At 58.3% G+C, this 26,311-nt stretch carries 21 protein-coding genes; 15 read left to right on the top strand and 6 right to left on the bottom strand.

All coding sequences use genetic code 11. From position 1 onward, the window contains the following. Window positions 1–10 precede the first annotated feature (10 nt). Window positions 11–3,361: a glycosyltransferase family protein gene (locus tag KUA11_RS03690; protein WP_217409040.1), complete on the bottom strand. Its 3,351-nt coding sequence runs from the start codon at window positions 3,359–3,361 to the stop codon at window positions 11–13. 195 nt (window positions 3,362–3,556) lie between these two features. After that, window positions 3,557–5,266 (bottom strand): 30S ribosomal protein S1, encoded by a 1,710-nt coding sequence (gene rpsA / locus KUA11_RS03685; RefSeq protein WP_166312836.1) that lies wholly within the window; start codon window positions 5,264–5,266, stop codon window positions 3,557–3,559. 277 nt (window positions 5,267–5,543) lie between these two features. Between rpsA and KUA11_RS03680 the strand changes: the two genes are divergently transcribed. Both KUA11_RS03680 and KUA11_RS03675 read left to right on the top strand, forming a co-directional pair. Further along, window positions 5,544–6,845 carry a DUF2254 domain-containing protein gene (locus KUA11_RS03680; protein WP_217409039.1) on the top strand — a complete coding sequence of 434 codons (1,302 nt, stop codon included), beginning with the start codon at window positions 5,544–5,546 and terminating at the stop codon, window positions 6,843–6,845. A gap of 19 nt (window positions 6,846–6,864) precedes the next feature. Then, on the top strand, window positions 6,865–7,524 hold the full coding sequence (locus tag KUA11_RS03675) for a YoaK family protein (protein WP_217409038.1): 660 nt from the start codon (window positions 6,865–6,867) through the stop codon (window positions 7,522–7,524). A 12-nt stretch (window positions 7,525–7,536) separates the two neighbouring features. On the opposite strand, the gene KUA11_RS03670 is transcribed toward KUA11_RS03675, so the two are convergent. Together KUA11_RS03670 and argH are read right to left on the bottom strand one after the other, a co-directional pair. Further along, window positions 7,537–7,677 carry a hypothetical protein gene (locus KUA11_RS03670; protein ID WP_217409037.1) on the bottom strand — a complete coding sequence of 47 codons (141 nt, stop codon included), beginning with the start codon at window positions 7,675–7,677 and terminating at the stop codon, window positions 7,537–7,539. Then, window positions 7,674–9,116 (bottom strand): argininosuccinate lyase, encoded by a 1,443-nt coding sequence (gene argH / locus KUA11_RS03665; protein ID WP_217409205.1) that lies wholly within the window; start codon window positions 9,114–9,116, stop codon window positions 7,674–7,676. The genes KUA11_RS03670 and argH overlap by 4 nt, the downstream gene beginning before the upstream one ends. A 3-nt stretch (window positions 9,117–9,119) precedes the next feature. On the opposite strand from argH, the gene KUA11_RS03660 reads away from it, so the two are divergent. From KUA11_RS03660 to KUA11_RS03635, 6 genes are all read left to right on the top strand, one after another. Next, window positions 9,120–9,710 carry a TlpA disulfide reductase family protein gene (locus tag KUA11_RS03660; RefSeq protein ID WP_217409036.1) on the top strand — a complete coding sequence of 197 codons (591 nt, stop codon included), beginning with the start codon at window positions 9,120–9,122 and terminating at the stop codon, window positions 9,708–9,710. Window positions 9,711–9,819: 109 nt separating this feature from the next. Continuing rightward, window positions 9,820–10,806: a WD40 repeat domain-containing protein gene (locus KUA11_RS03655; protein ID WP_217409035.1), complete on the top strand. Its 987-nt coding sequence runs from the start codon at window positions 9,820–9,822 to the stop codon at window positions 10,804–10,806. 448 nt (window positions 10,807–11,254) lie between these two features. Beyond that, window positions 11,255–11,464: a TOBE domain-containing protein gene (locus KUA11_RS03650; protein ID WP_217409034.1), complete on the top strand. Its 210-nt coding sequence runs from the start codon at window positions 11,255–11,257 to the stop codon at window positions 11,462–11,464. A 114-nt stretch (window positions 11,465–11,578) separates the two neighbouring features. Then, window positions 11,579–14,485: an isoleucine--tRNA ligase gene (gene ileS / locus KUA11_RS03645; RefSeq protein ID WP_217409033.1), complete on the top strand. Its 2,907-nt coding sequence runs from the start codon at window positions 11,579–11,581 to the stop codon at window positions 14,483–14,485. Between the two features lie 6 nt (window positions 14,486–14,491). Next, complete coding sequence (gene lspA / locus KUA11_RS03640; RefSeq protein ID WP_217409032.1) at window positions 14,492–15,007, top strand: signal peptidase II; 516 nt, start codon at window positions 14,492–14,494, stop codon at window positions 15,005–15,007. Window positions 15,008–15,101: 94 nt separating this feature from the next. Further along, window positions 15,102–15,638: a DUF3035 domain-containing protein gene (locus tag KUA11_RS03635; protein ID WP_166312890.1), complete on the top strand. Its 537-nt coding sequence runs from the start codon at window positions 15,102–15,104 to the stop codon at window positions 15,636–15,638. 63 nt (window positions 15,639–15,701) lie between these two features. Here KUA11_RS03635 and KUA11_RS03630 read toward each other — a convergent pair whose 3' ends face one another. After that, window positions 15,702–17,132: a helix-turn-helix domain-containing protein gene (locus tag KUA11_RS03630; protein ID WP_217409031.1), complete on the bottom strand. Its 1,431-nt coding sequence runs from the start codon at window positions 17,130–17,132 to the stop codon at window positions 15,702–15,704. A gap of 135 nt (window positions 17,133–17,267) precedes the next feature. On the opposite strand from KUA11_RS03630, the gene aceA reads away from it, so the two are divergent. The 6 genes from aceA (at window position 17,268) to KUA11_RS03600 (ending at window position 24,959) form a co-directional block, all read left to right on the top strand. Further along, the gene (gene aceA, locus KUA11_RS03625) at window positions 17,268–18,554 is read left to right on the top strand and encodes an isocitrate lyase (RefSeq protein WP_217409030.1); all 1,287 of its coding nucleotides are present in this window, start codon (window positions 17,268–17,270) and stop codon (window positions 18,552–18,554) included. 117 nt (window positions 18,555–18,671) lie between these two features. Further along, window positions 18,672–20,891: a malate synthase G gene (locus tag KUA11_RS03620; protein ID WP_217409029.1), complete on the top strand. Its 2,220-nt coding sequence runs from the start codon at window positions 18,672–18,674 to the stop codon at window positions 20,889–20,891. Window positions 20,892–21,115: 224 nt separating this feature from the next. Further along, complete coding sequence (locus KUA11_RS03615) at window positions 21,116–21,538, top strand: CidA/LrgA family protein (protein ID WP_217409028.1); 423 nt, start codon at window positions 21,116–21,118, stop codon at window positions 21,536–21,538. After that, complete coding sequence (locus KUA11_RS03610) at window positions 21,538–22,278, top strand: LrgB family protein (RefSeq protein WP_254454630.1); 741 nt, start codon at window positions 21,538–21,540, stop codon at window positions 22,276–22,278. Before KUA11_RS03615 ends, KUA11_RS03610 begins: the two co-directional genes overlap by 1 nt. Before the next feature lie 268 nt (window positions 22,279–22,546). Next, a complete protein-coding gene (locus KUA11_RS03605; RefSeq protein WP_217409026.1) occupies window positions 22,547–23,674 on the top strand; it encodes a hypothetical protein in 1,128 nt (375 codons plus the stop codon). After that, window positions 23,667–24,959 carry a lipopolysaccharide biosynthesis protein gene (locus tag KUA11_RS03600; protein WP_217409025.1) on the top strand — a complete coding sequence of 431 codons (1,293 nt, stop codon included), beginning with the start codon at window positions 23,667–23,669 and terminating at the stop codon, window positions 24,957–24,959. Before KUA11_RS03605 ends, KUA11_RS03600 begins: the two co-directional genes overlap by 8 nt. Before the next feature lie 233 nt (window positions 24,960–25,192). Here the strand turns inward: KUA11_RS03600 and mscL are convergent, their stop codons facing one another. Then, complete coding sequence (mscL, locus tag KUA11_RS03595; RefSeq protein WP_217409024.1) at window positions 25,193–25,660, bottom strand: large conductance mechanosensitive channel protein MscL; 468 nt, start codon at window positions 25,658–25,660, stop codon at window positions 25,193–25,195. A gap of 269 nt (window positions 25,661–25,929) precedes the next feature. On the opposite strand from mscL, the gene rpmE reads away from it, so the two are divergent. Then, window positions 25,930–26,166 (top strand): 50S ribosomal protein L31, encoded by a 237-nt coding sequence (gene rpmE, locus KUA11_RS03590; RefSeq protein WP_217409023.1) that lies wholly within the window; start codon window positions 25,930–25,932, stop codon window positions 26,164–26,166. Window positions 26,167–26,311 lie beyond the last annotated feature (145 nt).

The following is a 26,311-nucleotide window of genomic DNA, read 5'->3' as shown; positions in this document are numbered from 1 at the left end:
GCTCATGTCCTTAGATTTCGACAAGAGCCCGGCCAACATTATCGCAGAACCCCACGACGACCTCTTCCAGCCCGACCTGTTCAACAGATCGCACCTCATTGTCCTCACAGAGCACGCGGATATTGGTTGGACGCATGCCGCCATCTTCTCCCACCACGTTCAGCAGGCACACGCGATACCAGCCGTTGAGCTTCTCGTTATAGCCCCGCTTCAGCGAGAGGTTGCCCACGAAGCCAACACAGAGAGGCGCATCTGGGAAGATCGTCTGCACGTCTTGACGGATCAGACGGGAAGTGGCGAAGAACAGAACGTCTCCATTCTCTTCATTCACGAAGGCGACATAGACCTGACCAGCCCGTGAAAGACCGCGCAGGAACGCCCAGCCACGAATGATGATGTCACTGGTCTCATCATCACGCTCATGACGGCCGCCATCCTCGATCAGACCGCTGAAGTGATCGATGTAGAACTCCAGATCACCTTTGAAAGCCTGAGTGATGGGCTGCGCAAGAGTGCTGAGCTTTACGCCGCGCAGCAGACCGTCGCTTTCCGATATCCGCTCGAAGTCGCGCAGGATCTGGCCATTGGAAGGAGGAATTCGTGCAATTCCAATGATCTGACCGCCCTCAACCTCGATCTGGATCGAAGTGAGCTGGAAAGACCCCTTGCCGTGTACAACATTGACGAGTCCGATCCGGAACACGCCCTCACACCATTTGCCACGTAGCGCGACCTGCGCGAAGAAGCCCGAACGCCGTGGTGCGCCGGGGAACAGTCCCCCCACATCGGAACGCACCTCCCGATGCGTTGGGATGAAGATAGGCGCGCTGTCTTCGTCACCGATCAGCGTGGCATAGAGATGTCCGGAACCGGAAACGCCGGGCACCACATACCAGCCACGGATGTGGAAGTCGGAAGCCGTGACGAAATCCTCGTCATCCACTTCTGCGAATACATGGCGGCAGACGTCATCGATGTAGTACTCGGCGCCCTGAATGGACGACCAGTCAGACACAACTTCCGGCAGTTCGATCGAAAGATCGCGGGTCGTCGGCGGATCGAAGATATGACGCGGGGGCGCCTGATGCTTCCATGACGGATGCGGCAGGAGATGCACCTGCCCCACATCGAACTGGACGTTGCTGCTTCCCATATCCCGTCGCGGCGCGACGTCGCGGTACACATTCAGCAACGCTGCTCCGTAATCGCGTGCGTTCGTCCACAGTTGCGGACCGATGTTCTCCATCAGGCTTTTGCGCGTGGTCTCGCTGCACCGGATCAGCTCCAGTCGCTGGAGCACATCGGCGGGTGCGCCGATGGGCACCTTGAAGCCGTTCACACCGTCAATCACACGATCTCCCAATGCGCCGACATCGGTGACGATGGGAATCAGGCCGTTCTGCCACGCTTCGGACAGCGAGATGCAATAGGTCTCGGGCCAGATGGACAGGTTGAGCGCGACATCCGCTACCTTCAGCGCGTCGATGTCACCGGCGGAATAGCGGCCATAAACGTGCACGTTGGAACGATGAAGGTTGTTGAGAATGCCTTCATATTCAGGATGGACATATCCAAAGATATGGAACTCAAAAAGATCCGGGTTCGCCATCTCGATCACGCCCAGCACGGCGTCCGCACCCTTGGTGCGCAGGAAATTGCCGATGATCGCGACAGAAAGCCTACGCCCCTCAAGCGGTTCATAAGGCTTGGGCAGAACGGGAGCCGTCGTCTCGGGCGAAGGAATGCCGAGGGTCAGACTCTCCTTGTGATCGAGATGCGGATAGACCTCGTGCATGAGATCGTGTGAGTGCTTCGTGCCGAAAAGGATCGTGTCGATCGAATTGAGCATGGTCGCCACGAAGGCGCGACGGGTCTGCTCGCCACCAAACTCGACATTATCAGAACGCTTGAGTGAGTTATCCGCCGCCAGCACCCATTTCACGTCTTCCTCGCAATAGCGAAGCTCGTGGTTGAGGAGATTGTAACGCGAAGAAATCAGGAAAAAATCGTGCGCCGAGAACACCACGCCCACACCATTGGCCTTGGCGATAATGGGCAGTGACAGGCAGTGATGCCCAAGATGCTGGAAGTGCACGATATCGAAATTGTACTGACTGAGAGCGGCGGAGAACGCCATCTCCTCAGCGCCGTCACACAACGTGTCGAGCCACCCCGTATCCGGCACATCGAAGCTTTCGATCTCCCGGCCGCTCGCATCCGTTAGACGGCACATGCCATCACGGTGGAGCCAATAGAAGAACTCCACATCACGCAGAAGCATGGAGGCGATGGTCTGCTGATAGACCTCCACACCGCCCCATGTCTGCTCATGAATGGTGGAATGCGTGCACATCAGCACGCGAAGACGACCGCGACGCGCGGGAACCGAAGCAGCGGTTTTCGGATGACGAAGGAAATCGGCCCCCGTCACTTCCATCATGCGACGCAGACGATGATCGTAGAGATGGCTTTCCAGAACAGCCTTCTGGGCTGCGACTGCCTGCTTGCGACGCAGGCTCTTGTTGGACAGCAGGGCGTCGATATGCGCCACAACGCCTTCCACCGAACGTGAGAGCGCCACACCGCCCACTTCATTGATGTAGCGCTCGTCCAACTGTTCGCCCGCTTCGACAACCTGTGCAGTGCCCGCAAGGCCAAGCTCATAAAAACGTGGACCCGGTGCTGTTGCCTGCCCCACGTCGCCATGACTGGCGTAGTCGCGGAACATGGTCAGCGTCACGGCGCTGGCATTGGCAAAGTCGATGAACGCTTCATGACTAATGGGGCGCTGAATGGCCAGATCGGCCAGATCGGCCGGCAGCGGAGGCAGGTATTCGTTGCCCGGGCAGACCAGCTTGATCCGCGCCTCGGGAAACGCCGTGATGACGCGCCGCAATGTTTCCACGCGGTTGGGCCACATCGTGCCGGCAAAGAAGATGTCATAATCGAGATCTGCGGCAGATTTAACCTTGCGCTCATGCAGCGAGAGACTCGCGGCCAGCGGCAAATAGTGTCCTTTGCTGCCGTAGAATTCGGTACAGGACGGATCGTTCGTGAAGACGTAATCGAACACGCCCATATTATCGACGTTGAACGGCACCATGAATGGATCTTCGAACGCCCAGAAGATCATCGTCTTGAAGGCCGGACGTACACGGCGCATCAACTCCATGTTGATGCGCTGGCCGTCGATGCAGATCAGCACGTCATGCTCACCCGCAGCGGCCAACCCGGCCAGTGTCATGTTGTCCGCAACGACAACGTTTTCATCGCCAAGAACGGTTCTAGCGGCCCGCTCGAACGCCAGCGTCAGATAGTAGTTCGGGTTGTGCGTGTAGTTCGTGTTGTAGATGACTGCCATTGATCTACGCGGACGTTGCCGTCCCGCCTTCCCTATTACTGCCCAACCGCACATCACGTCTATGTGCGCGGACCCTACCGCAAAGTAAGGTCTGACAAAAGACCTTCATTCCAGTCGTTTGAGACTGATATCACAAAAAAAATGGCATCTCCTAAGAGATGCCATTCCTTTGTCACAACGTCTGGGACGTTCCGATCAGCTGTCGGTGTTCCGACGACGGATCGCAGCACCCAGAATATCGCCCAGCGACGCGCCGCTGTCAGACGAGCCATACTCGTTGATCGCCTGCTTGTCCTCGTCCTGCTCGCGGCCACGGATCGTGAGCGCCAGCTTGCGGGAAGCACGGTCAACCGAGACAACCTTCGCATCGACCTTCTCGCCGACAGCGAAACGCTCCGGACGCTGGTCGGCCTTGTCGCGAGCAAGCTCGGCACGACGGATGAAGCCGGACAGAACGTCGTCAACCTTGACTTCGATGCCGTTGGCCTGAACCGCCGTCACCACGCAGGTCACGATCGCACCCTTCTGGACATGCGACAGAACGCCCGCAGCCGGATCTTCATGCAACTGCTTGATACCCAGCGAGATGCGCTCCTTCTCGACGTCCACGTCGAGAACCTTGGCCTTCACGACCTGGCCCTTCTCGTAGTTCTTCATGGCCTCTTCGCCAGCGTCGTCCCACGACAGATCGGACATGTGGACCATGCCATCGATGTCCGCGGACAGACCGATGAACAGACCGAACTCCGTGATGTTGCGGATCTCGCCCTCGACCTCGGAGCCAACCTTGTGCTCTTCGGCGAACTGCTCCCACGGGTTGCGCTGAACCTGCTTGAGACCAAGCGAAATGCGGCGCTTCGCGCTGTCCACATCCAGAACCATGACGTCCACTTCCTGCGAAGTCGCCACGATCTTGCCCGGATGGACGTTCTTCTTCGTCCAGGACATCTCGGAAACGTGCACCAGACCCTCGACGCCCGGCTCCAGCTCCACGAACGCACCGTAATCGGTGATGTTCGTGACGCGACCGGTGAAGCGTGCGCCCGGCGGATACTTGAGCGCCACATTCTCCCAGGGATCGGCCTCGAGCTGCTTCATGCCCAGCGAGATGCGCTGCGTCTCGGGATTGAAGCGGATGACCTGCACGCGAACCGGCTGACCGATCTGCAGAGCCTCGGACGGGTGATTGATGCGCTTCCAGGCGATGTCCGTGACATGCAGCAGGCCATCGACGCCACCCAGATCCACGAACGCGCCGTAGTCGGTGATGTTCTTGACCACACCGTCAAGGATCATGCCTTCCTTGAGGCCCTGAATCAGCTCACTGCGCTGCTCGGCGCGCGTCTCTTCGAGAACCGCACGACGGGAAACGACGATGTTGCCGCGTGAGCGGTCCATCTTCAGAATCTGGAACGGCTGAGGGATACCCATCAGCGGCGTCACGTCACGCACGGGACGGATGTCCACCTGGCTGCCCGGAAGGAACGCCATGGCGCCACCCAGATCAACCGTGAATCCACCCTTCACGCGGCCATAGATCGTGCCGTTGACGCGCTGGTTGGCTTCAAAAGCCTTCTCCAGATTCGTCCACGCCTCTTCACGACGAGCTTTCTCGCGCGACAGCACGATGGAGCCATCACGATCTTCGTAACGCTCGATGTAGAGTTCGACGAGATCGCCCGGCTTGACCTCGGAGGCCGCACCGGCCGGTCCGAATTCGCGCAGGGCGACACGCCCCTCGCTCTTGAGGCCAACATCAACAATAGCGAAATCATCGGTCAGACGGACAACGCGTCCCGTGACCACCGAACCTTCAAAACCGCTGTCCTGACCAAGGGTCTCGTCCAGCAGGGCGGCGAAATCCTCGCCATTGAAATGGTCGGCTGTCTGTGTGGCTGAAGCCATGTGGAAACTTTTTCCCAGCCGGAGCGAAAAGCTCCGACATGCCTGCGCTCCGCCAATATGCGAAACGACTTGCCCGCGATCGCATCCCTGAAGGACAGCGGCGGGCCAGGTTCATAAATCAGGCGTCCGCGATCACCGCGAACGATGGCGCTCATGAAAGACACTCACCCCCTGCACTTGTCAAGCGTCATGATCCGGTTCAGACGGCAGGCAACCGGGAAAAACGTGAACACGTCTTCCTTATCGTCGCCAATATGTCACCCGAGGATCGACTTTCATGCCGCGTTGGCGCTGGCTGCTGCTCCACATGACCCGCCGCCTGTGGTTCCGCGCCTCTCTCATTGCTTTGGCGGGCGTCATCACAGCCATCGTGGCAATTTTCGCGCAATATCACTTGCCATGGGACATCCCAGGTTCCATCGGTGCAGACGCTGTAGGCGACATCCTCAATATCATCGCTACAAGCATGCTGTCCGTCGCCACCTTCTCGCTGAGCGTGATGATAACGGCCTATGACTCGGCCACCAGCGACGTCACACCCCGCGCCACGCGATTACTGATGGAAGACAGCACCACACAGAACGTCCTTTCCACCTTTGTGGGTGCGTTTCTGTTCAGCATCGTTGGCATCGTGGCGCTCAAAACAGGACTTTATGGCGATCGAGGACGGGTCATCCTTTTTGTCGTCACGATTGCCGTCATCATTCTGATTGTCGTGAGCCTTCTGCGATGGATCGATCATCTCACGCGTTTCGGTCGTGTCGGGGCCACGACAGCCCGCGTTGAAGAAAAAGCGCGACATGCCCTTGAAGAGCGTCTCGCCAATCCCTGGCTCGGCGGCGTGCCATTACTAAATCCAGGCGACGACGTTCCGTTCGGGCTCGTTTCGGTGCCCGCCAATGTGGTGGGGCATGTTCAGCATGTCGATATGGATGTCCTCAGCCTCACCACGGCAAATGGCGCGCATCCTATCCATGTCGTGGCGCCACCCGGCACAATGGTCTATCCGGACAGCCCGTTAGCATGGATCGCACCTTCAAGCGACGTGGACGAAAACGTGCGTCTGATCGCGCGGGCGAGAACGGCTTTTTCCATCGGTAATGAGCGCGACTTCGATCAGGATCCACGCTTCTGTCTCGCTGTTCTGGCAGAAATCGGTGAGCGCGCCCTTTCCTCCGCCACCAATGATCCGGGCACGGCATTGGATGTGATCGGAAGGCAGACCCGGTTGCTGGCGTTGTGGTCCACCATGCAGATGGAGCGTGTGGGATACGTTCCCAAGCACCCACATGTTCATGTGCCCGCGTTGCGGGATATCGATCTGTTCGACGATGCTTTCACACTGATCGCCCGCGACGGTGCGCATCTGATCGAAATCCAGCTTCGGCTCCAGAAAAGCCTGGAGGCTCTCGCGCGGATGGGCAGCGAAAGCTTTCGCGCCGCCGCGCGCCATCAGGCTGACAACGCACTAATGCGTGCAAAAACCGCGCTGGTGGACCCGCTCGACCGCAAAAGGTTACTTGAACTCATTCGCCCTGCCGATACGTTCGCCACCGTGCCACCGCACACGGAATGCTGAGTTTTCGGAGGCAATTTGCATGACGCCCGAGGGTCACTCTGCACTTCGCGTTCTCGCGCTGGCCACGACGGCCGGCTATGTAGACGCCATCGGTTTCGTTGAACTGCACGGTATGTTCACCGCCGCACAGACCGGCAACACCACGCAGGTCGGTGTGGCCATCGGCAACGGAGACACAGCCACCATCGCAGCGCTGGGCACCGTCATCCTCCTCTTTTTCGTGGGAGGCGTGCTTGCCAGCGTGTTTCGACGCTCACTCGGCGCGCCCCGTCATGCGTGGCTGGTGGAGGCCGTGTTTCTTGCCATCATTCAGGGAATGCAATGGTGGCAGATCGGCTTCGAAGGCAGCCTGTTCGAGACCGTTCTTCTGTCCGTAACGATGGCACTTCAGGCCCAGACCCACTCCCGCTTTTCCGGCGTGTCGATGCAGACGATCGTGGTGACGTCAAACCTGCTCAAATTCGCCGACAACATTGGGGGCTATCTGTGGAAACGCCGCAATGGGAGCGCCACCTTCCCTCTCACCGCAGCGCTTCCCGGACTTGGATGGGCCGGTTATTTCGTGGGAGCCTGTCTGTCCATGCCCGCCCGCCACGCAACCTCTGCTTTTTTCCTGTTGCCCATTCCGCTTCTGATCGCTGTGGCCTGTATCAGCACACGCGATCTCGACGCGGAATAAGCAGCGTGACGCTCAGTCAGGCGCGGGATAAGTCTGCGGATAGGTGATTCTGTCGTCCGGACCGGGGGCCTTGGGAGCCCCCTTCTTGCCACAGGCGGCAAGCGGCAGGACCAGCGCGCAAACCAGCGCGAGGGCGGCAATCCGCTTCATCATACCGCGCCCTCATTCTTCTTCAGACGCGCAAGCCAAGCCTCAGCCTCGCGCTTCACATTCGCACCCGCCGTGCCGCCCTTGCTGGTGCGTGAAGCGATGGACGCTTCCACCGTGAGCACGGAATAAATGTCAGACGTGATCCCCGGTTCGACCGACTGCATGTCCTCAAGACTGAGATCAGGCAGATCCACGCCTTTTGCCTCTGCCATGGCCACCAGACGCCCAGTGACATGATGCGCCGTGCGGAACGGCACCTTGAGAACACGCACAAGCCAGTCCGCCAGATCGGTCGCTGTCGAGAAGCCTGAACCTGCATAACGGCGCATCTGCTCCGTGTTCGCCTGAAGGTCGCGCGCCATCCCGTCACAAGCGGCAAGAGTCAGCGCCATGGCCTCCGTGGCCTCGAACACCGGCACCTTGTCCTCCTGCATGTCTTTGGCATAGGCCAGCGGCAGCCCCTTCATGACCGTCAGCAGCCCGACCATGCAGCCCAGCACGCGGCCGACTTTCGCACGCGCCAGTTCGGCGGCGTCCGGATTGCGCTTCTGCGGCATGATGGAGGAGCCTGTCGTGAAGGCGTCCGACAGGCGAATGAAACTGAACGGTGCCGAGCACCAGATCACAATCTCCTCGGCAAAGCGCGAGAGATGCATGGCCATGATCGAGAGTGCGGAGAGATACTCCAGCGCGAAGTCACGGTCAGACACGGCATCGAGCGAATTGGAGGTCGGGCGATCAAAACCGAGAGTCTGCGCCGTCATGTCACGGTCGATGGGAAAGGATGTCCCGGCAAGTGCCGCTGAACCGAGCGGGCATTCATTCAGACGCTTGCGGGCATCCATCAGACGCCCAAGATCGCGCGAGAGCATTTCGACATAGGCCAGCAGATGGTGTCCGAATGTCACGGGCTGCGCTGTCTGGAGATGTGTAAAGCCCGGCATGGCCGTGTCGGCATATTCCAGCGCCCGCTCGGCCAACGAACGCATCAGCGCCTTTACCTGCTCCGAAATGCCGTCGATGGCGTCGCGCGTCCACAGACGGAAATCGGTCGCCACCTGATCGTTGCGCGAGCGGGCGGTGTGCAGACGTTTGCCCGCCTCTCCGATGCGTTCGCTCAGACGTGCCTCGATGTTCATGTGGATGTCTTCGAGAGCCTCATCGAAAACAAACGTGCCCGCTTCGATCTCTGAGCCGATTTCGCCCAGTCCTTTGCGGATGGCCGCTTCATCTTCCCCGCTGATGATGCCGACCTTTTTCAGCATCGCGGCATGAGCGAGCGAACCGGCGATATCCTGACGCCACATCGCCTTATCGAAACCGATGGAGGCGTTGATTTCGCGCATGATAGCTGACGGACCGTCCGCGAAACGACCGCCCCATTGCACGTTCGCGCCGCTCTCGACCGGCTTGCCCGCTCCGCCCTGCTCGTCCACACTCATCGTATGCCTCGACATCATCCTGGCCGCCGCGAGCCTGTCACGAAGCTGCGGCGACGTTGCGTTCTCGTGATGGGCGGCACCCTAATCGCTGGCCTTGCCCCGCGCAAACGCCTTCATGCGGCCGATGTGATGAGCGACCCGCTGCCTCCATCCAGCCTGCAACGTGGCACGCCGCAGCCGTTGCCCACGCTGAGTGTCACGGATGCGGATGGAATGGAGCATGAACTGGCTGACTGGCGCGGTCGGCCAACCATCGTGCATCTGTGGGCAACATGGTGCGTTCCCTGCGTAAAAGAGCTTCCCGAACTGGCCCATGCCCGGACTGCGCTGGAAGCCGCAGGACTGGTCGTTGTGCCCGTCGCCATCGATCATCGTGGCCCAGAGGTGGTGCAGCCTTTTCTGGAAAAGCTGGGGCTTGCCGCGTTTTCCACATTCTTTGATGAGCGACGCGCCATTATGGGAACTCTGGAAGAAGAAGGGTTGCCCACGACACTTTTTCTCAATCCGCAAGGATTATTGGTAACAATTCACGCTGGCTCCATCCTGTGGAGTGCCCCGGATGCCGCCGTCTCTCTGCAGCATCTACTGACCTAATTAGCCCAATTCGATCACTTTGGCTCATATTGCATCGCGACGACCATGGAGAGGGGTCAATAAAATAAATATAATAATACACACGCCACCCTATCTACAGGCACGAAGCATGATTAAAGTGTTTCTCTCAATAATTATATTCTCTGCAGTCCACTTAATAAAAATGTTTGAAAAAAAGGCTCCAAAGGCTCCCATGACAATAAATCCCGATGACATTCGATACGTCAAAACCGCATGTTTCCCCCCTCTGCGCCAATGCCAGGGAATCGCAATATCGCCTTCCGGAAAGTATATTGCTATCATTGGCCTCTTCGGGCGTAATATCTTAATCTATAAGCCTGATGGCACGCTGGTTCGCGATATTCCGCGCAACCAAACTTATGTCGTGCGAGATCTCTTTTTTCGAAATGATCATGAACTGATCGCACCGGCGGGAGCCAATGCTGGCCCAGATGCCATGCTTGAAATCTGGAATGTTGAAAATGATTCTCCCTCTATTGTCATCAATGGGCAGCATCCGGGAGAAGGATCCAGATATAATCGTGTGAAGAGATACGCATCTTCTGGTGATATTGTTGTTGTCAAGCCAAAAGGTACATTAGATGAAGTGGCGCTCATCAACTTATCAACAAACACCTCACGTCGTATTGATGTGGCTAAGTTATTGGGAGGGCCGCTAGGTATTACAGTTGTTACTATCTCTAAGGACGGAAAATTTATAGCGACGCAAGATTTTCGTGCAAATATACACATAATAGATGCCGAAAAAGGAAAAGTTGTGAAAACTATACCTGCCTACTCTGTTGGTGGTACAATTTTTTCTTTGGCCTTCAGTCCCGACGGAACAAAGCTTGTTTCTGGAGAAGGGCCCGCGTTTAACAAAACTTCGAATGAAGTGACAGCAAAAGAACGAAGTCAGGGGATAAAGATATGGGACACAAGAGATGGACGGCTGCTGCGCTCAATCGAAACTGGAGTAATGGATATCATGCAACTTTCATGGTCGCGTGACGGGGAGGTTATAGTTGGTATCATGATAGAAAAGTCGCTTTTTTTATCTCTGGAAACGAACACTCCACAGAGAAATTCCGCATAATAGATGAATTGCCACACGTAGTTTCAGCTATGTTTGCCAGCAACAGCGATGTTTTGTCGCTTCTCTCTGTAATAGAGGTGATGCTGTACAAGAAAATGCTATAGATATGATAATTTATAGAATGTTTATTTAAATAATAATTCCCTATAAATTATGTATTTTTCCCATAAGAATCCGTCCTGAACTTGGAAAATATATCTTTAGACAGGTCGCATCGACCGCGTTTTTCTAATTATTTAGTACCTTGACTGCCAGATCATCGAATGTCCGCACAAAATATTCCATGTTGTTTTGATATTTCCGACGATTATAAAACGTCTTGCATACCCCATACCTCTGGGAGCACAGCACGCGAACATAGTTCTTTCTGATCGACGAAAATGATCCCATTCAGTACGAGAGGGATCATCATCACAAAGCCCGCCCTTAAAGATGAGGAAAAATGTTCATGAAACTCAGCGCCCGCAACCAGATTCCCGGAACCATCACCGCTATCGAAAAAGGCGCGACCACATCGCATGTCTCCATCGACATCGGCGGAGCTATCGTCATGGCCTCCATCACCAATGAGGCCGTGGCCGATCTCGGTCTGGCCCCAGGCAAACGCGCCTACGCTGTCATCAAAGCGTCGGACGTGATGGTGGGTGTGGAGGGCTGATGCCAGCGGGGCTGCCTTGACCGGCCCCGCACCTCCTCTCCATAACGGCTACATTCTTTTCCGGCGGAGCTTGTCTCACAAGCACCGCCTTTATTCTGACTGACCGCAGGCACGATGACCGGATCCGACAAGACGAACACCAACGGCGCAGCAGCGGACGGTTATCGTGACACCGTCTTTCTGCCGACCACCTCCTTTCCCATGCGGGGCAATCTGCCCAAGCGTGAGCCGGAACTGCTCGCGCGCTGGAAGGAGATGGATCTCGACGGCAAAATTCTGGCCGCGAGCGAAGGTAAACCGTTGTTCGTCCTGCATGACGGACCGCCTTACGCCAACGGGCACCTGCATATTGGTCACGCCCTGAACAAGATCCTCAAGGACGTCATCAACCGCAGCCACCGCATGAGCGGCTATGCGGTACATTACGTGCCGGGCTGGGATTGCCACGGCCTGCCCATCGAATGGAAGGTCGAAGAGGAATACCGCAAGGCCAAGCGCGACAAGGATTCCATCCCTGTCCTGCAGTTCCGCGCCGAATGCCGCGCGTGGGCCGCGAAATGGCTCGACATCCAGATGAGCGAGTTCCAGCGTCTGGGGGTGCAGGGCGAGTGGTCGCGCCGCTATTCCACGATGGATTACTCATCTGAGTCCGCCATTGCCGAGGAAATCGGACGCTTCCTGCTCAACGGCGCGCTCTATCGCGGCCTGAGACCGGTCATGTGGAGCCCCGTCGAGAAAACGGCACTGGCGGAAGCCGAGATCGAATATCACGATCACACCTCCACCACGATCCACGTCGCGTTTCCCATCATCAAAGACCCAACGCCCAATCATGCACTGGCGGGAGCGTCGGCCGTTATCTGGACCACCACGCCGTGGACCATTCCGGCCAACCGCGCGATCGCGTTCAATCCAGACATCACCTATGTCGTGCTGGAAGTGGACGACGCCGCTCCGGAAGCCTTTATCGCACCCGGTGCACGGCTGATTGTCGCGGCCGATCTGGTCGATCAGGTCTGCGCGTCCTGCGGTATCGCGGCGCATCATATCCTGCACTCCCTGCCCGGCTCCGCCCTGACCGGCGCGGTTGCCGCCCATCCGCTGCGCGGTCAGGGCTATGATTTCGATGTGCCGCTCCTCCCCGCCGAATTCGTGACGGCAGACGCCGGAACGGGTCTCGTTCACCTAGCGCCCTCCCATGGTGAGGACGATTTCGCGGTCTGTCGTGCCAACGGGATCGAAGTGCCGGAGCTGGTGGCCGATGATGGCCGTTATGTGGAACACACGCCCCTGTTCGCAGGCGTGCATGTGTTCAAGGCCGCTGATCCGGTGTGCGACGCGCTTCGCGCCGTCATGGAAAAGAGCCGTGAGACAGGAGCCCCCGCTGCGGGCCTCGTTTCGCGCGGTGAATTGGTTCACTCCTATCCGCATTCATGGCGTTCGCGGAAGCCGGTGATCTACCGCGCCACGCCGCAGTGGTTCATCCGCATGGATGGCGAGACGAACATTCGCACGAACGCTTTGCGTGCACTCAATGACGTGACCTTCGTGCCTGCGCAGGCACGCAACCGTCTGACCTCCATGGTGGCGGATCGCCCCGACTGGTGCATCTCGCGCCAGCGGGCATGGGGTGTGCCAATCGCTGTGTTCGTCAACCGCCGCACAGGTGAAGTGCTGCGCGACGCGGTGGTGATGGAGCGCATCGTGGCGGCTTTTCGCACGGAAGGCGCGGACGCCTGGTATGACAGCGAGCCTTCACGCTTCCTCGGCAACGAATACGATGCCGCCGAGTATGAGCAGGTGTTCGATGTTGTGGATGTGTGGTTCGAGAGTGGCTCGACCCATGCGTTCGTCCTTGGTCAGCCCGGTCTGCGGTTCCCGGCGGACCTCTATCTGGAAGGCTCGGACCAGCATCGCGGCTGGTTCCAGTCCTCCCTGCTGGAGAGCGTCGGCACACGTGGCGTGGCGCCCTATCGCACCCTTGTCACGAACGGCTTCGTTCTGGACGAGCAGGGCCGCAAGATGTCCAAGTCACTGGGCAACGTCATTGCCCCGCAGGATGTGAACGACACGCTTGGCTCTGACATCCTGCGTCTGTGGGTCATGAACTCGGACACCAACGACGACCTGCGGATTGGTAAGGATATCCTCAAGCAGCAGGGCGAACTGTATCGCCGTCTGCGTAATACACTACGCTGGCTGCTCGGTGCGCTCGAAGGCTTCAGCGAAGAGGAAGCTCTCCCTTATGAGCAGCTTCCCGAACTGGAACAGTGGGTGCTGCATCGTCTGACGGATTTCAATTCCATGATCCGCAAGGCTGTGGACACCCATGAATGGGTGGGCGTCTACCCTGCCCTTCATGGTTTCTGCACGACCGATCTGTCCGCGTTCTACTTCGACGTCCGCAAGGATACGATCTACTGTGACGCACCCGACAGCGTGCGCCGTCGCGCCGCCCGTACCGTGCTGGACGTGCTGCATCGTTGCCTCACCACATGGCTTGCGCCGGTGCTGGTCTTTACCGCCGATGATGCCTGGACAGCGCGCTTCGGACAGGACAAATCGGTGCACCTGGAAGCCTTCCCCGAGCTGCCGGAACAGTGGCGCAATCCGGAACTGGAGGCGCGCTGGGCCACCCTGCGTGCGGTGCGGCGTATCGTCACGACCGAGATCGAGACTGCGCGGCGCTCGGGGCTGATCGGCTCCTCCCTGCAGGCTTCCGTGGAACTGCCGGTCTATGAAGATCAGGTGGACGCGCTGGCCGGAATCGACTGGGCGGAGCTGGCCATTGTCTCGCAGGCCGAAATCTCGGTCATCGCGGACAAGGCGCCGCGTGACGAGCACGACAACATCGTCATGCCCTGTGGCGTGCCAGTAGTGAGCGTGGCCGATGGCGCGAAATGCGAGCGGTGCTGGAAGGTTCTGCCCGAGGTCGGACAGGACAGCACGCCTCCGACCCTGTGTGTGCGCTGCGCGGATGTGGTCTCGCATGCGCACAGCTGTTCGTCTGTGGGCGGCTGACGCCGTATGCGCCTTCATTACCGTTCGCTGGCACTTGGGTTGTTTGCGGCCTGCGTGGTGTTCCTGCTCGACCAGCTTTCCAAGTTCTGGATTCTGTTTGATTTCCGTCTGCCCGAAAAAGGGTCGGTGGCGATCTGTCCGGGCCTGAACTTCACCATGGTGTGGAATCACGCCATTACGTTCGGAATGTTCGGTGGAGCAGGCGGTGCGGGACGGATCATCTTCTCCGTCATCTCCCTTGCCATCGTCTCGGCGCTGCTCGTATGGATGGCGCGCACGCCACGTCCGTTTATTGCACTCACCGTAGGCGCCATTACGGGAGGTGCTGTGGGCAACGTGCTTGACCGCCTGCGGTATGGTGCGGTGGTGGATTTTATCCATGCGCATGCTTTCGGCTGGTCGTGGTATGTGTTCAACGTGGCCGACGCAGCCATTGTGTGCAGTGTGACGGCGCTGGTACTGGACAGCCTGCGCCGCGAGAGACACGATGCGTTACACGGCCACACAAAAGCCGGATCATGAGGGCGCACCCGCCGTTCTCATGGAAATCGTCATGCGGGAGAACCGCCCCCGTGTGTTTCGCAGGGAGCACCGGAGACAGGTGAGGCAGGGAAGAATGCGAGTGATTGTCGGATTTCGACATGTGGCACTGGGTCTGGGGCTTGGCGCCCTGCTGAGTGGGTGTTCCGGTGAGGACGTGAACCGGGCGTTCGGGCTGACGCGCAGCGTGCCGGACGAATACACCGTGACCACGCGGGCGCCTCTCTCAATGCCTCCCACTTCGGAACTCGTGAAGCCGGGTAGCGGGGCTGCCGTTCCCCATGACGAGAACGAGAGCCTTCAGGCACTGGAAACCCTCTCTCCCGACGTCGCTCTGCATGGTGTGGGTGGCACCAACAGCGACGGCCAGACCATGCTGATCAATGAAGCTGCAGCTTCGGCCGACCAGCCGGACGAGGGCGAACTGGGCAAGGCTGGCGAAGGTTATGTCGACGCCCTGCTGTTCTGGAAAGGTGGTGGCGCTGGTTCCGTGGTGGATGGCGATGCCGAGAATCGTCGTCTGAAAGCCAACGCAGCGCTGGGCAATGCGCCCACAAAGGGAGCCACCCCTACGATGAAGGCCAAGAAATCCAAGGTGCTTGGCGTTTTCTGAGACCCTTACAACATAAAGAATCAGAGGCCGGAGCGGGTTTCCCCCTCCGGCCTTTTTCGTCTTTTACGGCCCTTCGAATGGAATGGGGCGCATGATCTTCTGGTTCACATCCGGCGTCAGTCGGTGCGCGACAGGAGGAAATGCCCGTGAGCGACAGTCTTTCCAGTCACACAGATGGCATGAAATGCCGATAGGCGTGGGCTTCGCCTCCAGATTGAGGCGATCCGCATAGACCACCTCTCCAGCCCGCGTGATGTCACAGCCGACCACGACATTCTGCATCGGCCGCGGTTCGCCCCACTGAGTGACGGCCCCCACCTGACTGCGGGCAACGGACAGGAACGTCTGGCCTGTGGTGAACGCCACCACCTGCGTGCGTATTTCGCCTGGTGTGGTGAAGGCCGTGCAGGCGTTCCATTGCGGGCAGGGATTGCCCTGTCGAGGCACGGGAAAGCCGCAGGAGGAAAAGCTTTTGGTGATGTTTCCGGCCGGGTCCGTGCGCACAAAGAAAATAGGAATACCGCGTGCGCCCGGCCGCTGCAGACTGGCCAGTCTTTGCGCTGCCTGTTGATAGGAAACACCGAATCGCAACGACAGAACCTCAATGTCGTAGCGGCAGGCGGTCGCCATTTCGAGAAAGCTCATATAGGGCATGAGCAATGCTGCCGCCGCGTAATTGGTCAGGCCGATTTCGAGAAAAACCCGCGCCTCCCGCGTGCTGGGCACTTCCTGACGCAACACCTTGTCGATGGCCTCCCGAGCCTCGAACTGCATGAGTTGGAAAGCAAGTTGAAACCCACGGCTTTCACGCGGAAGAAGGTCGGACAGCACCAATTGACGCAGGGCCGGATCGTAACGTCGCAGCACATCGCCTGACGGCAGCACCTGTACCACCACACCGTGCTGCTGACGCAGGCGAGAGGCGACCGCGTGATTAACTTCAGATTGGGGCAATGTGGCTCCACCGGCAAAACCAAGCGCGTGCGCCATGTCATCGCGCACGCTTTCCGCCACCTTCTCCAGTTCGGGAAAGTAATTCATGCGCTCGTCATGAATGCGGCGCACTTCCTCATGTGGCAGGATCAGCCGTCGGCCACCGGGAAGCGCCATGCCTTCCGCATCATGCCGAGCCGCGCGATAGGCCTGATGCAGCGCAAGAATGGCGCGGGCGACGTTGGGCTGGGCCGCGACCGTCGTGACCTCGTGCGCTGCCCCTTCCATGTCCGCTCCAAGCTCCGGGTCGGACAACGCTTCGCGCAGTTGCGCCTCGACCTTCTGCTCCTCCGTCCCTGAAAGCGTCTCGATGCTGACATCGAGCGCACGGGTAAACTTGATGAGCAGAGCCGCCGTCACGCCTCTCTGGTCGTGCTCGATCAGGTTGAGATAGCTGGCCGAGATGCCAAGCCGTGTGGCGAGAGCCTGCTGGGAGAGGCCGCGTTCCTGTCGCAGCCTGCGGATGATGCGCCCGATACGGGTCGAAGATGCGCCGCTCATGACATTTTTTACAAATAACAGAACATTTTTGTAAACATATTTACAGCATTCACAACAACAGACCTCTTTCCTGTAGAAGTAATTCCGGATGTGACCTTAACTGAAACTCTACTGAACCAGAAGGGAAACACGGTCATGTCCGTCAACGACATCGAGAAATTCATCAGCGACAAGACCCGCTTCGGCGGCATCCAGCGCGACTACACGGCGCAGGATGTGGCCAAGCTCTCCGGCTCTTTCTCCATTGAGCACACGCTTGCGCGTCGTGGTGCGGAACGCCTGTGGAAGCTCCTGCATGAAGAACCCTACATCAACTCCCTCGGTGCGCTGACCGGCAATCAGGCCATGCAGCAGGTCAAGGCGGGTCTGAAGGCCATCTACCTTTCCGGCTGGCAGGTCGCGGCCGACGCCAACCTCGCAGGACAGATGTACCCGGACCAGTCACTCTACCCTGCCAATTCGGTTCCGAATGTGGTGGCGCGCATCAACAATGCGCTACGTCGCTGCGACGAGATCGCGACGCAGGAAGGCAAGGGCGACAAGACCTACTGGATGGCCCCCATCGTGGCCGATGCCGAGGCCGGCTTCGGCGGCGCGCTGAACGTGTTCGAACTGATGCGCGCCATGATTGCGGCTGGCGCGGCTGGCGTTCACTTCGAGGACCAGTTGGCGTCCGAGAAGAAGTGCGGCCATCTGGGCGGCAAGGTGCTGATCCCCATCTCGCAGCACCTCCGTTCGCTGAATGCTGCCCGTCTGGCCGCCGATGTCGAGCGTGTGCCCACGCTTCTGGTCTGTCGCACGGACGCTCATTCTGCGCAGTTGCTCACTTCGGATGTGGATGAGCGCGACCGTCCGTTCCTCACCGGTGAGCGCACGGCAGAAGGCTTCTTCCGGATCAAACCGGACATGGGTGTGGAATATGCCATCGCCCGTTGCGAGGCTTACGCACCCTATGCCGACCTTCTGTGGTGGGAGACGTCCGAGCCGAACCTGAAGGAAGCCGAGCAGTTCGCAGAAGCCATCCACAAGAAATATCCGGGCAAACTGCTGGCCTATAACTGCTCACCCTCTTTCAACTGGAAGAAGAAGCTCTCCGAGCGCGATATCGCGGAGTTCCAGAAGACCATCGGCAAGCTGGGCTACAAATACCAGTTCGTGACGCTCGCGGGCTTCCACGCGCTGAACTTCTCGATGTTCAAGCTGGCGAAAGGCTACGCCGAGCGCGGCATGGCAGCCTACTCCGAACTCCAGCAGGCCGAGTTCGCGGCCGAGGCCGAAGGCTACACCGCCACGCGCCATCAGCGCGAAGTTGGCACCGGCTGGTTCGACGCGGTGGCCACCACGGCGGCGGGTGGCGAGTCCTCCACCACGGCCATGCACGGCTCGACCGAGCATGACCAGTTCCATGGGGGTCATCACTGACCTCGAAGGAGCGTCCCGACAACGAACCCGAGACGCTCCGTCCTAATTTATGAAGACGACCGCGCTGTCTGCTCCCTGTGCATCCCCATGCAGGCAGCGCGGCCAAGGAGACAGGCCATGACTTCTCACATCCAGCTTGATGGCATCAGCGTCGATCGCGATCTTCATGCCTTCGTCAACACCGAGGTTCTGCCGGAAACCGGCGTCTCCCCGGAGACGTTCTGGACGGGAGTAGCGGGCCTCGTCGCCGAATTCGGCCCTAAACTCCGGCACGCGCTGGCGCAGCGCGATCGGCTTCAGACGGCCATCGACAATTTTCTGATCGGCAGCAGCGGCACCGACATGGAAATCCGCACACGCTTCATGCGTGAAATCGGTTATGTCGAAGAAACACCTGCCAAGTTCACCGTCTCGACCCAGAACGTGGATTCTGAAATCGGACGTGTGGCCGGCCCTCAGCTTGTCGTGCCGGTGAACAATGCCCGTTACGCCCTCAATGCCGCCAATGCACGGTGGGGGAGTCTGTACGACGCGCTCTACGGCACCGATGCCCTGCCCCAGACCCCGCCCTTCCAGATGGGCGAGAGCTATAACCCTTTGCGCGGTCGCATTGTCGTCCGGCGTGCGCGGTTGTTTCTCGATGAAACCGTGCCGCTGCTGATCGGCAGTCACGCAGAGGCGCTGTCCTACTACGTTCAGCATGGTGAACTGCATGTGAAGCTGGAATGCGGTCGCACAAGTGGCTTGCGCCATCCCACGCAGTTCGCGGGTTTCAATGGACCGCCGGGAGAGCCGAACACCGTGCTGTTCGACAATCGCGGCCTACACATCGAACTGCGTTTCGATCGTGAGCATGTCGTGGGCAAAACCGACAAGGCCGGAATCGCGGACATCCAGATCGAATCCGCACTCAGCACGATCATGGACTGCGAGGACAGCGTGGCCGCCGTGGACGCGCAGGATAAGGTTCAGGTCTATCGCAACTGGCTCGGCCTGATGCGCGGCACCCTCACCGCTCAGGTGCCCCGCAACGGACGTGTGTCCACGCGGAGTCTGGCATCTGATCGCAACTACACCACGCCCAACGGCGCACCGCTCACCCTGCACGGACGCAGCCTGATGCTGGTGCGCACGGTCGGTCATCACATGTTCACCGACATGGTGCTGGACGCTGAAGGACAGGATGCGCCCGAAGGCGTGATCGACGCGGCTATTGTCTCGGCCATTGGCATGCATGATCTGCGGCGCAACGGCGCATTCCGTAACAGTCGCACCGGCTCGATCTATCTCGTACGACCCAAGATGCACGGTTCGCAGGAAGTGGCACTGTCGGATGCGATCTTTGCGAAGGTCGAGGACATTCTCTCCCTGCCCCGCAACACGCTCAAGATGGGCATCATGGATGAGGAACGCCGCACAAGCTGCAACCTTGCCGGTTGTATTCACGCCGCCCGGGAGCGCGTGTTCTTCATCAATACGGGCTTCCTCGACCGCACGGGCGATGAAATCCACACCTGCATGAAGGCTGGCGCCGTCGTGCGGAAAGGCGAGATGAAAAAGCAGCCGTGGATCCGGGCCTATGAGCAGCGCAATGTCGCCATCGGGCTGGAAACAGGTCTGATGACCGGCCCGCGCGGACACGGGCAGATCGGCAAGGGCATGTGGGCCATGCCGGACCGGATGGCGGACATGCTGGAGCAGAAAGGCGCGCAGCTTCGCGCTGGTGCCAGCACGGCATGGGTACCCTCACCCACGGCGGCTACGCTGCACGCGCTGCACTACCACGAGGTCGATGTCACAGCAGTCCAGCACGAGATGACGTATCACGCGCCGCTGCCGATGGAAGATCTGCTCTCCCTGCCGCTGGCGCAGGGCGCGCACTGGTCGGAGGAGGAAATCGCCGCCGAACTCGACACCAATCTCCAGAGCATCCTTGGCTATGTGGTGCGTTGGGTAGACATGGGCGTGGGCTGTTCCAAGGTGCCGGATCTCAACAATGTCGGGCTGATGGAAGACCGGGCCACACTGCGCATCTCGTCCCAGCATGTGGCGAACTGGCTGATGCATGGAGTGGTGACGCAGGCACAGGTGGAAGCTGCCCTCATCCGCATGGCGCGGCTGGTGGATGAACAGAATCAGGACGAGCCGGGCTATATCCCGCTCGCCACCCATCAGGACGGTCCGGCCTTCATGGCGGCGCGTGAACTGGTGTTCGACGGTGCCCGTCAGCCCAATGGTTACACGGAGGAAATCCTGCACAGACGTCGCCGGGAGGCGAAAGCCCGTCACCGGCGTCCCGAGGTCGCGCCGTCGGATGTGGAGTTTGCCGCCGACTGAGCGGTTTTCCACTTCGACCCACGACAGACCGCCGCCCGGTGTTCCGGTTGTTAACAGGTCAACCGGAACACCTCGGGCAGAGCTTCGTGACATCGCTTTTCTTTGCGTTGCGCCTATCGGGAGATACGCGCAACGTTTCTGTTTCTTGCCGGGATGGACGGTCCGCCCGGAGGTTTTTCTTCCGCCAGAATCTTCCGTCCGCTTCCATAAAAAGAAGAAGAACCATGCCGGAAGCCTTTCTCACTCTCCTTCTGTTTCAATTGCTCGGCTCAGGCTTGCAGATGCTGCTGCATCTTCCCATTCCCGGCCCTGTGATCGGCATGTTTCTGCTGGCCGCCGCCCTTCTGTGGCGACGCAGCCGCACATCGGTCAATCAGGCCGACACGGCCCGGGCGGGTTTTGATTCTCCAGCCCTTGGTGCGCTCGCACGCGCTCTGATCGCCTGTCTCGGTCTGCTTTTCGTTCCAGCGGGCGTGGGGCTGGTAACGCAGATGCCGCTGCTCATGGCCAATCTTCTCCCCATTGCCGTCGCTCTGTTCGGCTCCACGCTTCTCGGTCTTCTGGTCACGGCGTTTGTCATGCACAGAGCGACGCATGATCGACCGGCACCAGAGAAGATCGCCGATACTGGTGGACAGGTGCTGTGATGGACATCGCCCATACTCTGCACGGGATTTATGCCCGCTTCCTGCCCGAGCCAAACATGGAAACCCTGTTCTGGTTGTGTGTTACGCTGGGGATGTTCGCACTGGGCATAAAGCTCCAGTTGCGTCTCGGACGCGCCCCATGGGCCAACCCGGTGCTGTTTGCCATCGTCATGGTGGCACTGGCGCTGTTTGCGACGCAGACGCCTTATGCCACCTACTTCCATTCGGTGCAGATCATCCACTTCCTGCTCGGTCCGGCCACAGTGGCGCTGGCCATTCCTCTGACAGACTCAATCCGGCTGGTGACACGCAGTCTTCCCGCCATGACGTTGGCGCTTCTGGCTGGTTCCATCACATCGGTGGTCAGTGGAATCGTGTTTGTCCTGCTGCTGGGAGGCTCTCATGAGGTCGCGCTGTCCATGGCACCCAAGGCTGTGACAACCCCCATCGCCATTGCCATCACGGAACAGATCGGCGGCATTCCGGCTTTAACGGCGGCGTTCGCCATCCTTGGCGGGATCATCGCGGCGATGATCGGGGAAAGCACCTTGCGGCGGCTAGGCATTACCGACTGGCGGGCGCACGGGCTGGCGGCGGGAATTGCAGGCAGTGGGATTGCGGCGGCACAGGTAGCGCAACGCGATCCGGTGGGCGCGGCGTTCGCGGCTTTGGGTATCGGTCTGAACGGACTGGTGACGGCGCTTATCGTGCCGCTGGTGCTCTACTTTCTGCCAAGCTGAAAGACGCGCAACGCAGAACGCCTGTTCCTTTCCCGATAAGCATGGGGTTCAGGGGCACAAATCCACCGGTCTTGAAGAAATGGCGGAAAGGGGCGTAAGGAGTGCGGGCATTGTCGCTCCACGCCATTCATAAGGATGTCCGCCGCTTCTCCTTCTCGCTGTCGTGACACTCCACCATGCTCCGGTTGCGCATGGAGGTAGACGCATGGTTCAGCACGCTGTTTTGGAATGACCGGCCGCACGTCCATTCGGGAAACCGGACCTCTTGATGAAGATTGCCTTTCTTTATCTCTCGCAACCCTATGAATGTTATCACATCGCTTCTGTTGCGAGCGCATTGGCGCAACATCCTGACGTGGAGGTGGTGGAATATTATCTTTTCGATGATGTTCCCGAACATCTGCGGATCATCCGCGAAGCCTTGAACGCCCCGGCTCTTCCGGCGAAGAAATTGAAAGCCGACTGGAAAGCGGCTTTCCTGCGCTCTTTCAAAAACATAAATGACTACAGACTTGCCGTTCTGAGCCAATACATTGAAGAATTCGAGCAGTTCGATGCGCTTCTTTCAACGGAATTTGTAACCGGATTACTGAAAGATCGCGGTCTTGTTTCGCCAAAACTGATCTGGATGGCGCATGGGGCGGGCGATAGATACATAAAACGCGAATATCTGGTCAGTAAATTCGATCTAGTCGCCCTCTCTGGCCCCAAACTGGAGCGCTATTATCTCGAACAGGGACTGGTCGAAGCCGGAAACATACGAGTTGTGGGATATCCAAAGTTCGACGTCTTCGAAGCGGTCCGACAAAAGAGTTACGCTCCCTTCCCCAATGGTCATCCGTTCATTCTCTACAATCCGCATTACAAACGCGGACTGTCTTCTTATGAAAAATACGTCCGCACGGTCGTTGCGGGCATCAAACAGCAAAGCCGCTACAACCTGATTGTCGCCCCACATATTGAAATGTTCGACAAGAAAATGGGGCTGAGAAAGCACTTCCTGAAACGATTGGAAAGCCCGCAGGTTCTTGCGGATACAGGATCGCCCCGGATGCTCGACATGACCTATACGGCTCACGCCGCCGTCTATTTGGGCGACATCAGCAGTCAGGTGTACGAGTTCCTGCTTTTCCCGCGTCCCTGTGTTTTTCTCAATGCCGCCAAAGTCGCATGGCGCGACAATCCCGCATTCCGGCATTGGGCGGCCGGAGAAGTTGTGGATCGACCGGAAGATGTCCTGCCCGCGATCGCACGCGCCCAAGAGCGTCATGTGGAGTATAAACCTGCGCAGGAAACACTGTTTCGGGAAACATTCGGCGATCTGCCACCTTTCGGTGCGTCAGAACGTGCCGCCGCCGCCATTGTAAATTACATGTCCTGCGCAGCCCATGTCTGAACAACGCTCGGTTTTCAGTTCCATTCTCCAGAACGCAGGGCTTTTGACGGCGGGGAAAATAATCACTGCCTGCTGCGGCTTTGTCTATATTGCCTTTACTGTTCGCACGATCGGTCTGAGCGATTATGGATTTCTCATCCTTATCCATTCGCTGGCACTCATGGGATCACGCCTTTCTCGCCTTCAGTCGTGGCGGACACTTATCCATTTCGGGAGCAACGCTTTCCACGAGAAACAATATACGTTTCTAAGAAAAGTCGTTTCCTTCAGCATCCGGCTGGATGTCATCTCCGCCTTTGCCGCACTGCTCATCAGTCTGATGGGCGCGCAGATCTATACTGTTTTTGCCCATTGGCCTTTCAAGATATGGGCTCTGGCAACGCTGTACGCCTGCGTGTCTTTTCTCATGTATACGGGTTGGTGCGTTGGCGTTTTCCGGCTTACACGGAAATTCTACATTGTCACCGTCAAGGATTCTCTTCTGGCGCTGCTCCAGATGATTGGCGTTTTGATCGGTTATTTCTTCAAGTTGAAACTGGCTTACTTTTTGATGGTGTGGGCCGGCATCGTCATCTGCGACTTCGTCGTGTCCGTAACCACTGCCGTCGTCATTCTGAACACGTATTTTCCCTTCCATTTCCTGCACGCATTCAGGAACTGGAAATGGGCGCTGCCCGACATGTGGAAATTTACGAAAAATACCAGTGTAAGCCAGACGCTTTACGCCATTTCCAATAACATCGCGATGCTCATCGTGGGCGGAATACTCGGACCCGCTGATGTGGCCGTGTATCGGGTGTGCCGGCAAATCGCCAATGGAATTGTCACGCCCGCTCAGTTGACCGCGCCCGTCATCTACCCTGAGCTTGTCAAATTACGTGATGACAGGGATTGGGACGGTCTACGGAAGGTCATTACACAGATATTTCTTTCGCTGATTTCCATATCGGCAGTGCTGCTGTTGCTGTCCATCTTCGCGGGCAATCACATCTTTGCCTATCTCGTGCACACCAAGTCGATCCACTCCACCTCCTACATCCTGATCATGCTGAGTTCGGCCATATTCGATCTTCTAATGGTGCCGGTCGAACCGCTTCTGATGGTATCCGGATATACAAAGGTGCTTGTCCGAAACCGTACAGTCATAATCGCCATTTATTTCCCGCTTCTCTACCTGATGACCGTTGAGTTCGGACTGAATGGCGCCTGTCTTTCAACGGCATTCTCCAACCTGCTTGCACTTATCGTGTGCGCCGCGTGGCTTCCGCGCGTGTTCAGGAAATAACCGCGTCGATATGTCGGATGGGCGTCGTCATAAATGCGTCTTGCCTCGGACATAAACCTTCGAGCAACACGTCCCTTGGCTGCAGTTCTTTGCAACCATTCAAACCGATTGGCACACGCGCACGGCATTTCCCTTTTGTCCGCCGAAGTCAGAACCTGAATGAGGATCAGAAACAAAAAAAGGGAGCCGAAGCTCCCTTTCCTCGAAACATTCCCTCATGAATAGGGAAATGCTCAGGCGCCATGCTGCTCCTGATGAACCAGCGCGTCGCGGATCTCCTGCAGGAGAACCTCGCTCTTCGTCGGAGCTGGCGGAGCCGCGGGAGCTGCATCCTGACGGACATGCATCTTTGTGAGCAAACGCACCATCCAGAAAATAACCAGCGCAATGATCAGGAACTGGATGATGGTGTTGAGGAACATGCCGTAATTGATGGTGACGGCACCCGCCTTCTGCGCGGCATCCAGAGTCGGCTCAACCGGCCCTTTCAGCGTAACGAAAAGATTGCTGAAATCGATGCCGCCCGTGGCCAACCCCAGAATCGGGTTGAACACATCCTTGACCAGGCTGTTGACGATGGACGTGAACGCCGCGCCGATGATGACACCGACGGCCATATCCACGACATTGCCACGCATGATGAAGGATCGAAAATCGGCAACCCAGCCCGGGGTGTGCACGGCAAGTTTCGGTTCTGCCATGATATTCCTCAAAAACTAAAGTGTTCCGGGCTCTTATCCGGTTTTCCGTCAGCCATTACAACAACGGATTAACCTCCCCGCAAAAATTAACGGTTCGTTACGCCCCTGTTAACGCTTTTCTTCAGAAATTGTGCACAAAAGATGGCCGGATCGTGACCCCGCCGCCTTAAGGCAAGACCGCCATTGCAAGAGAAGGTCGATGCGCCTATACGAGCGCGCAACGTGTCCCGGTCGGCATCGGGGCCTCATTTTCGCGGAAAGTCCCCCTCATGAAGTCCAACATCCATCCTGACTACCACGAGATCAACGTCATCATGACCGATGGCACCGAATACAAGACGCGATCCTGCATGGGCGCGGCCGGTGACACGCTCCGTCTGGACATCGATACGAAATCTCACCCGGCATGGACCGGCGTGCAGCGCATGCTCGACACCGGAGGCCAGGTGGCGAAGTTCAACAAGCGCTTTGCTGGCATCGGCAAGCGCAAGCAGGATGCCGAGTAAGACATTTTGTTGTCTCCCGCCTGACGAAAACCCCGGCAGTATTACACTGCCGGGGTTTTTTCGTAATCGCGACCAGTCTGTCACTCCTTATCCGTATCAGTGCTGTGTGATTATCGCTTGACCCCGTGCTTCTCGCCCGCCATTA

The sequence above is a fragment of the Acetobacter estunensis genome, assembly GCF_019083805.1.
Classification (GTDB): Bacteria; Pseudomonadota; Alphaproteobacteria; order Acetobacterales; family Acetobacteraceae; genus Acetobacter; species Acetobacter estunensis_A.
The sequence above is the reverse complement of the archived record's forward strand: the minus strand, read 5'-3'. Positions and strand labels throughout refer to the sequence as shown.

Coding starts and splice junctions, on each gene's coding strand:
- KUA11_RS03690 (WP_217409040.1), bottom strand. CDS start 3,361: ATGGCAGTCATCTACAACACGAACTACACGCACAACCCGAACTACTAT.
- rpsA (WP_166312836.1), bottom strand. CDS start 5,266: ATGGCTTCAGCCACACAGACAGCCGACCATTTCAATGGCGAGGATTTC.
- KUA11_RS03680 (WP_217409039.1), top strand. CDS start 5,544: ATGCCGCGTTGGCGCTGGCTGCTGCTCCACATGACCCGCCGCCTGTGG.
- KUA11_RS03675 (WP_217409038.1), top strand. CDS start 6,865: ATGACGCCCGAGGGTCACTCTGCACTTCGCGTTCTCGCGCTGGCCACG.
- KUA11_RS03670 (WP_217409037.1), bottom strand. CDS start 7,677: ATGATGAAGCGGATTGCCGCCCTCGCGCTGGTTTGCGCGCTGGTCCTG.
- argH (WP_217409205.1), bottom strand. CDS start 9,116: ATGAGTGTGGACGAGCAGGGCGGAGCGGGCAAGCCGGTCGAGAGCGGC.
- KUA11_RS03660 (WP_217409036.1), top strand. CDS start 9,120: ATGCCTCGACATCATCCTGGCCGCCGCGAGCCTGTCACGAAGCTGCGG.
- KUA11_RS03655 (WP_217409035.1), top strand. CDS start 9,820: ATGATTAAAGTGTTTCTCTCAATAATTATATTCTCTGCAGTCCACTTA.
- KUA11_RS03650 (WP_217409034.1), top strand. CDS start 11,255: ATGAAACTCAGCGCCCGCAACCAGATTCCCGGAACCATCACCGCTATC.
- ileS (WP_217409033.1), top strand. CDS start 11,579: ATGACCGGATCCGACAAGACGAACACCAACGGCGCAGCAGCGGACGGT.
- lspA (WP_217409032.1), top strand. CDS start 14,492: ATGCGCCTTCATTACCGTTCGCTGGCACTTGGGTTGTTTGCGGCCTGC.
- KUA11_RS03635 (WP_166312890.1), top strand. CDS start 15,102: ATGCGAGTGATTGTCGGATTTCGACATGTGGCACTGGGTCTGGGGCTT.
- KUA11_RS03630 (WP_217409031.1), bottom strand. CDS start 17,132: ATGAGCGGCGCATCTTCGACCCGTATCGGGCGCATCATCCGCAGGCTG.
- aceA (WP_217409030.1), top strand. CDS start 17,268: ATGTCCGTCAACGACATCGAGAAATTCATCAGCGACAAGACCCGCTTC.
- KUA11_RS03620 (WP_217409029.1), top strand. CDS start 18,672: ATGACTTCTCACATCCAGCTTGATGGCATCAGCGTCGATCGCGATCTT.
- KUA11_RS03615 (WP_217409028.1), top strand. CDS start 21,116: ATGCCGGAAGCCTTTCTCACTCTCCTTCTGTTTCAATTGCTCGGCTCA.
- KUA11_RS03610 (WP_254454630.1), top strand. CDS start 21,538: ATGGACATCGCCCATACTCTGCACGGGATTTATGCCCGCTTCCTGCCC.
- KUA11_RS03605 (WP_217409026.1), top strand. CDS start 22,547: ATGAAGATTGCCTTTCTTTATCTCTCGCAACCCTATGAATGTTATCAC.
- KUA11_RS03600 (WP_217409025.1), top strand. CDS start 23,667: ATGTCTGAACAACGCTCGGTTTTCAGTTCCATTCTCCAGAACGCAGGG.
- mscL (WP_217409024.1), bottom strand. CDS start 25,660: ATGGCAGAACCGAAACTTGCCGTGCACACCCCGGGCTGGGTTGCCGAT.
- rpmE (WP_217409023.1), top strand. CDS start 25,930: ATGAAGTCCAACATCCATCCTGACTACCACGAGATCAACGTCATCATG.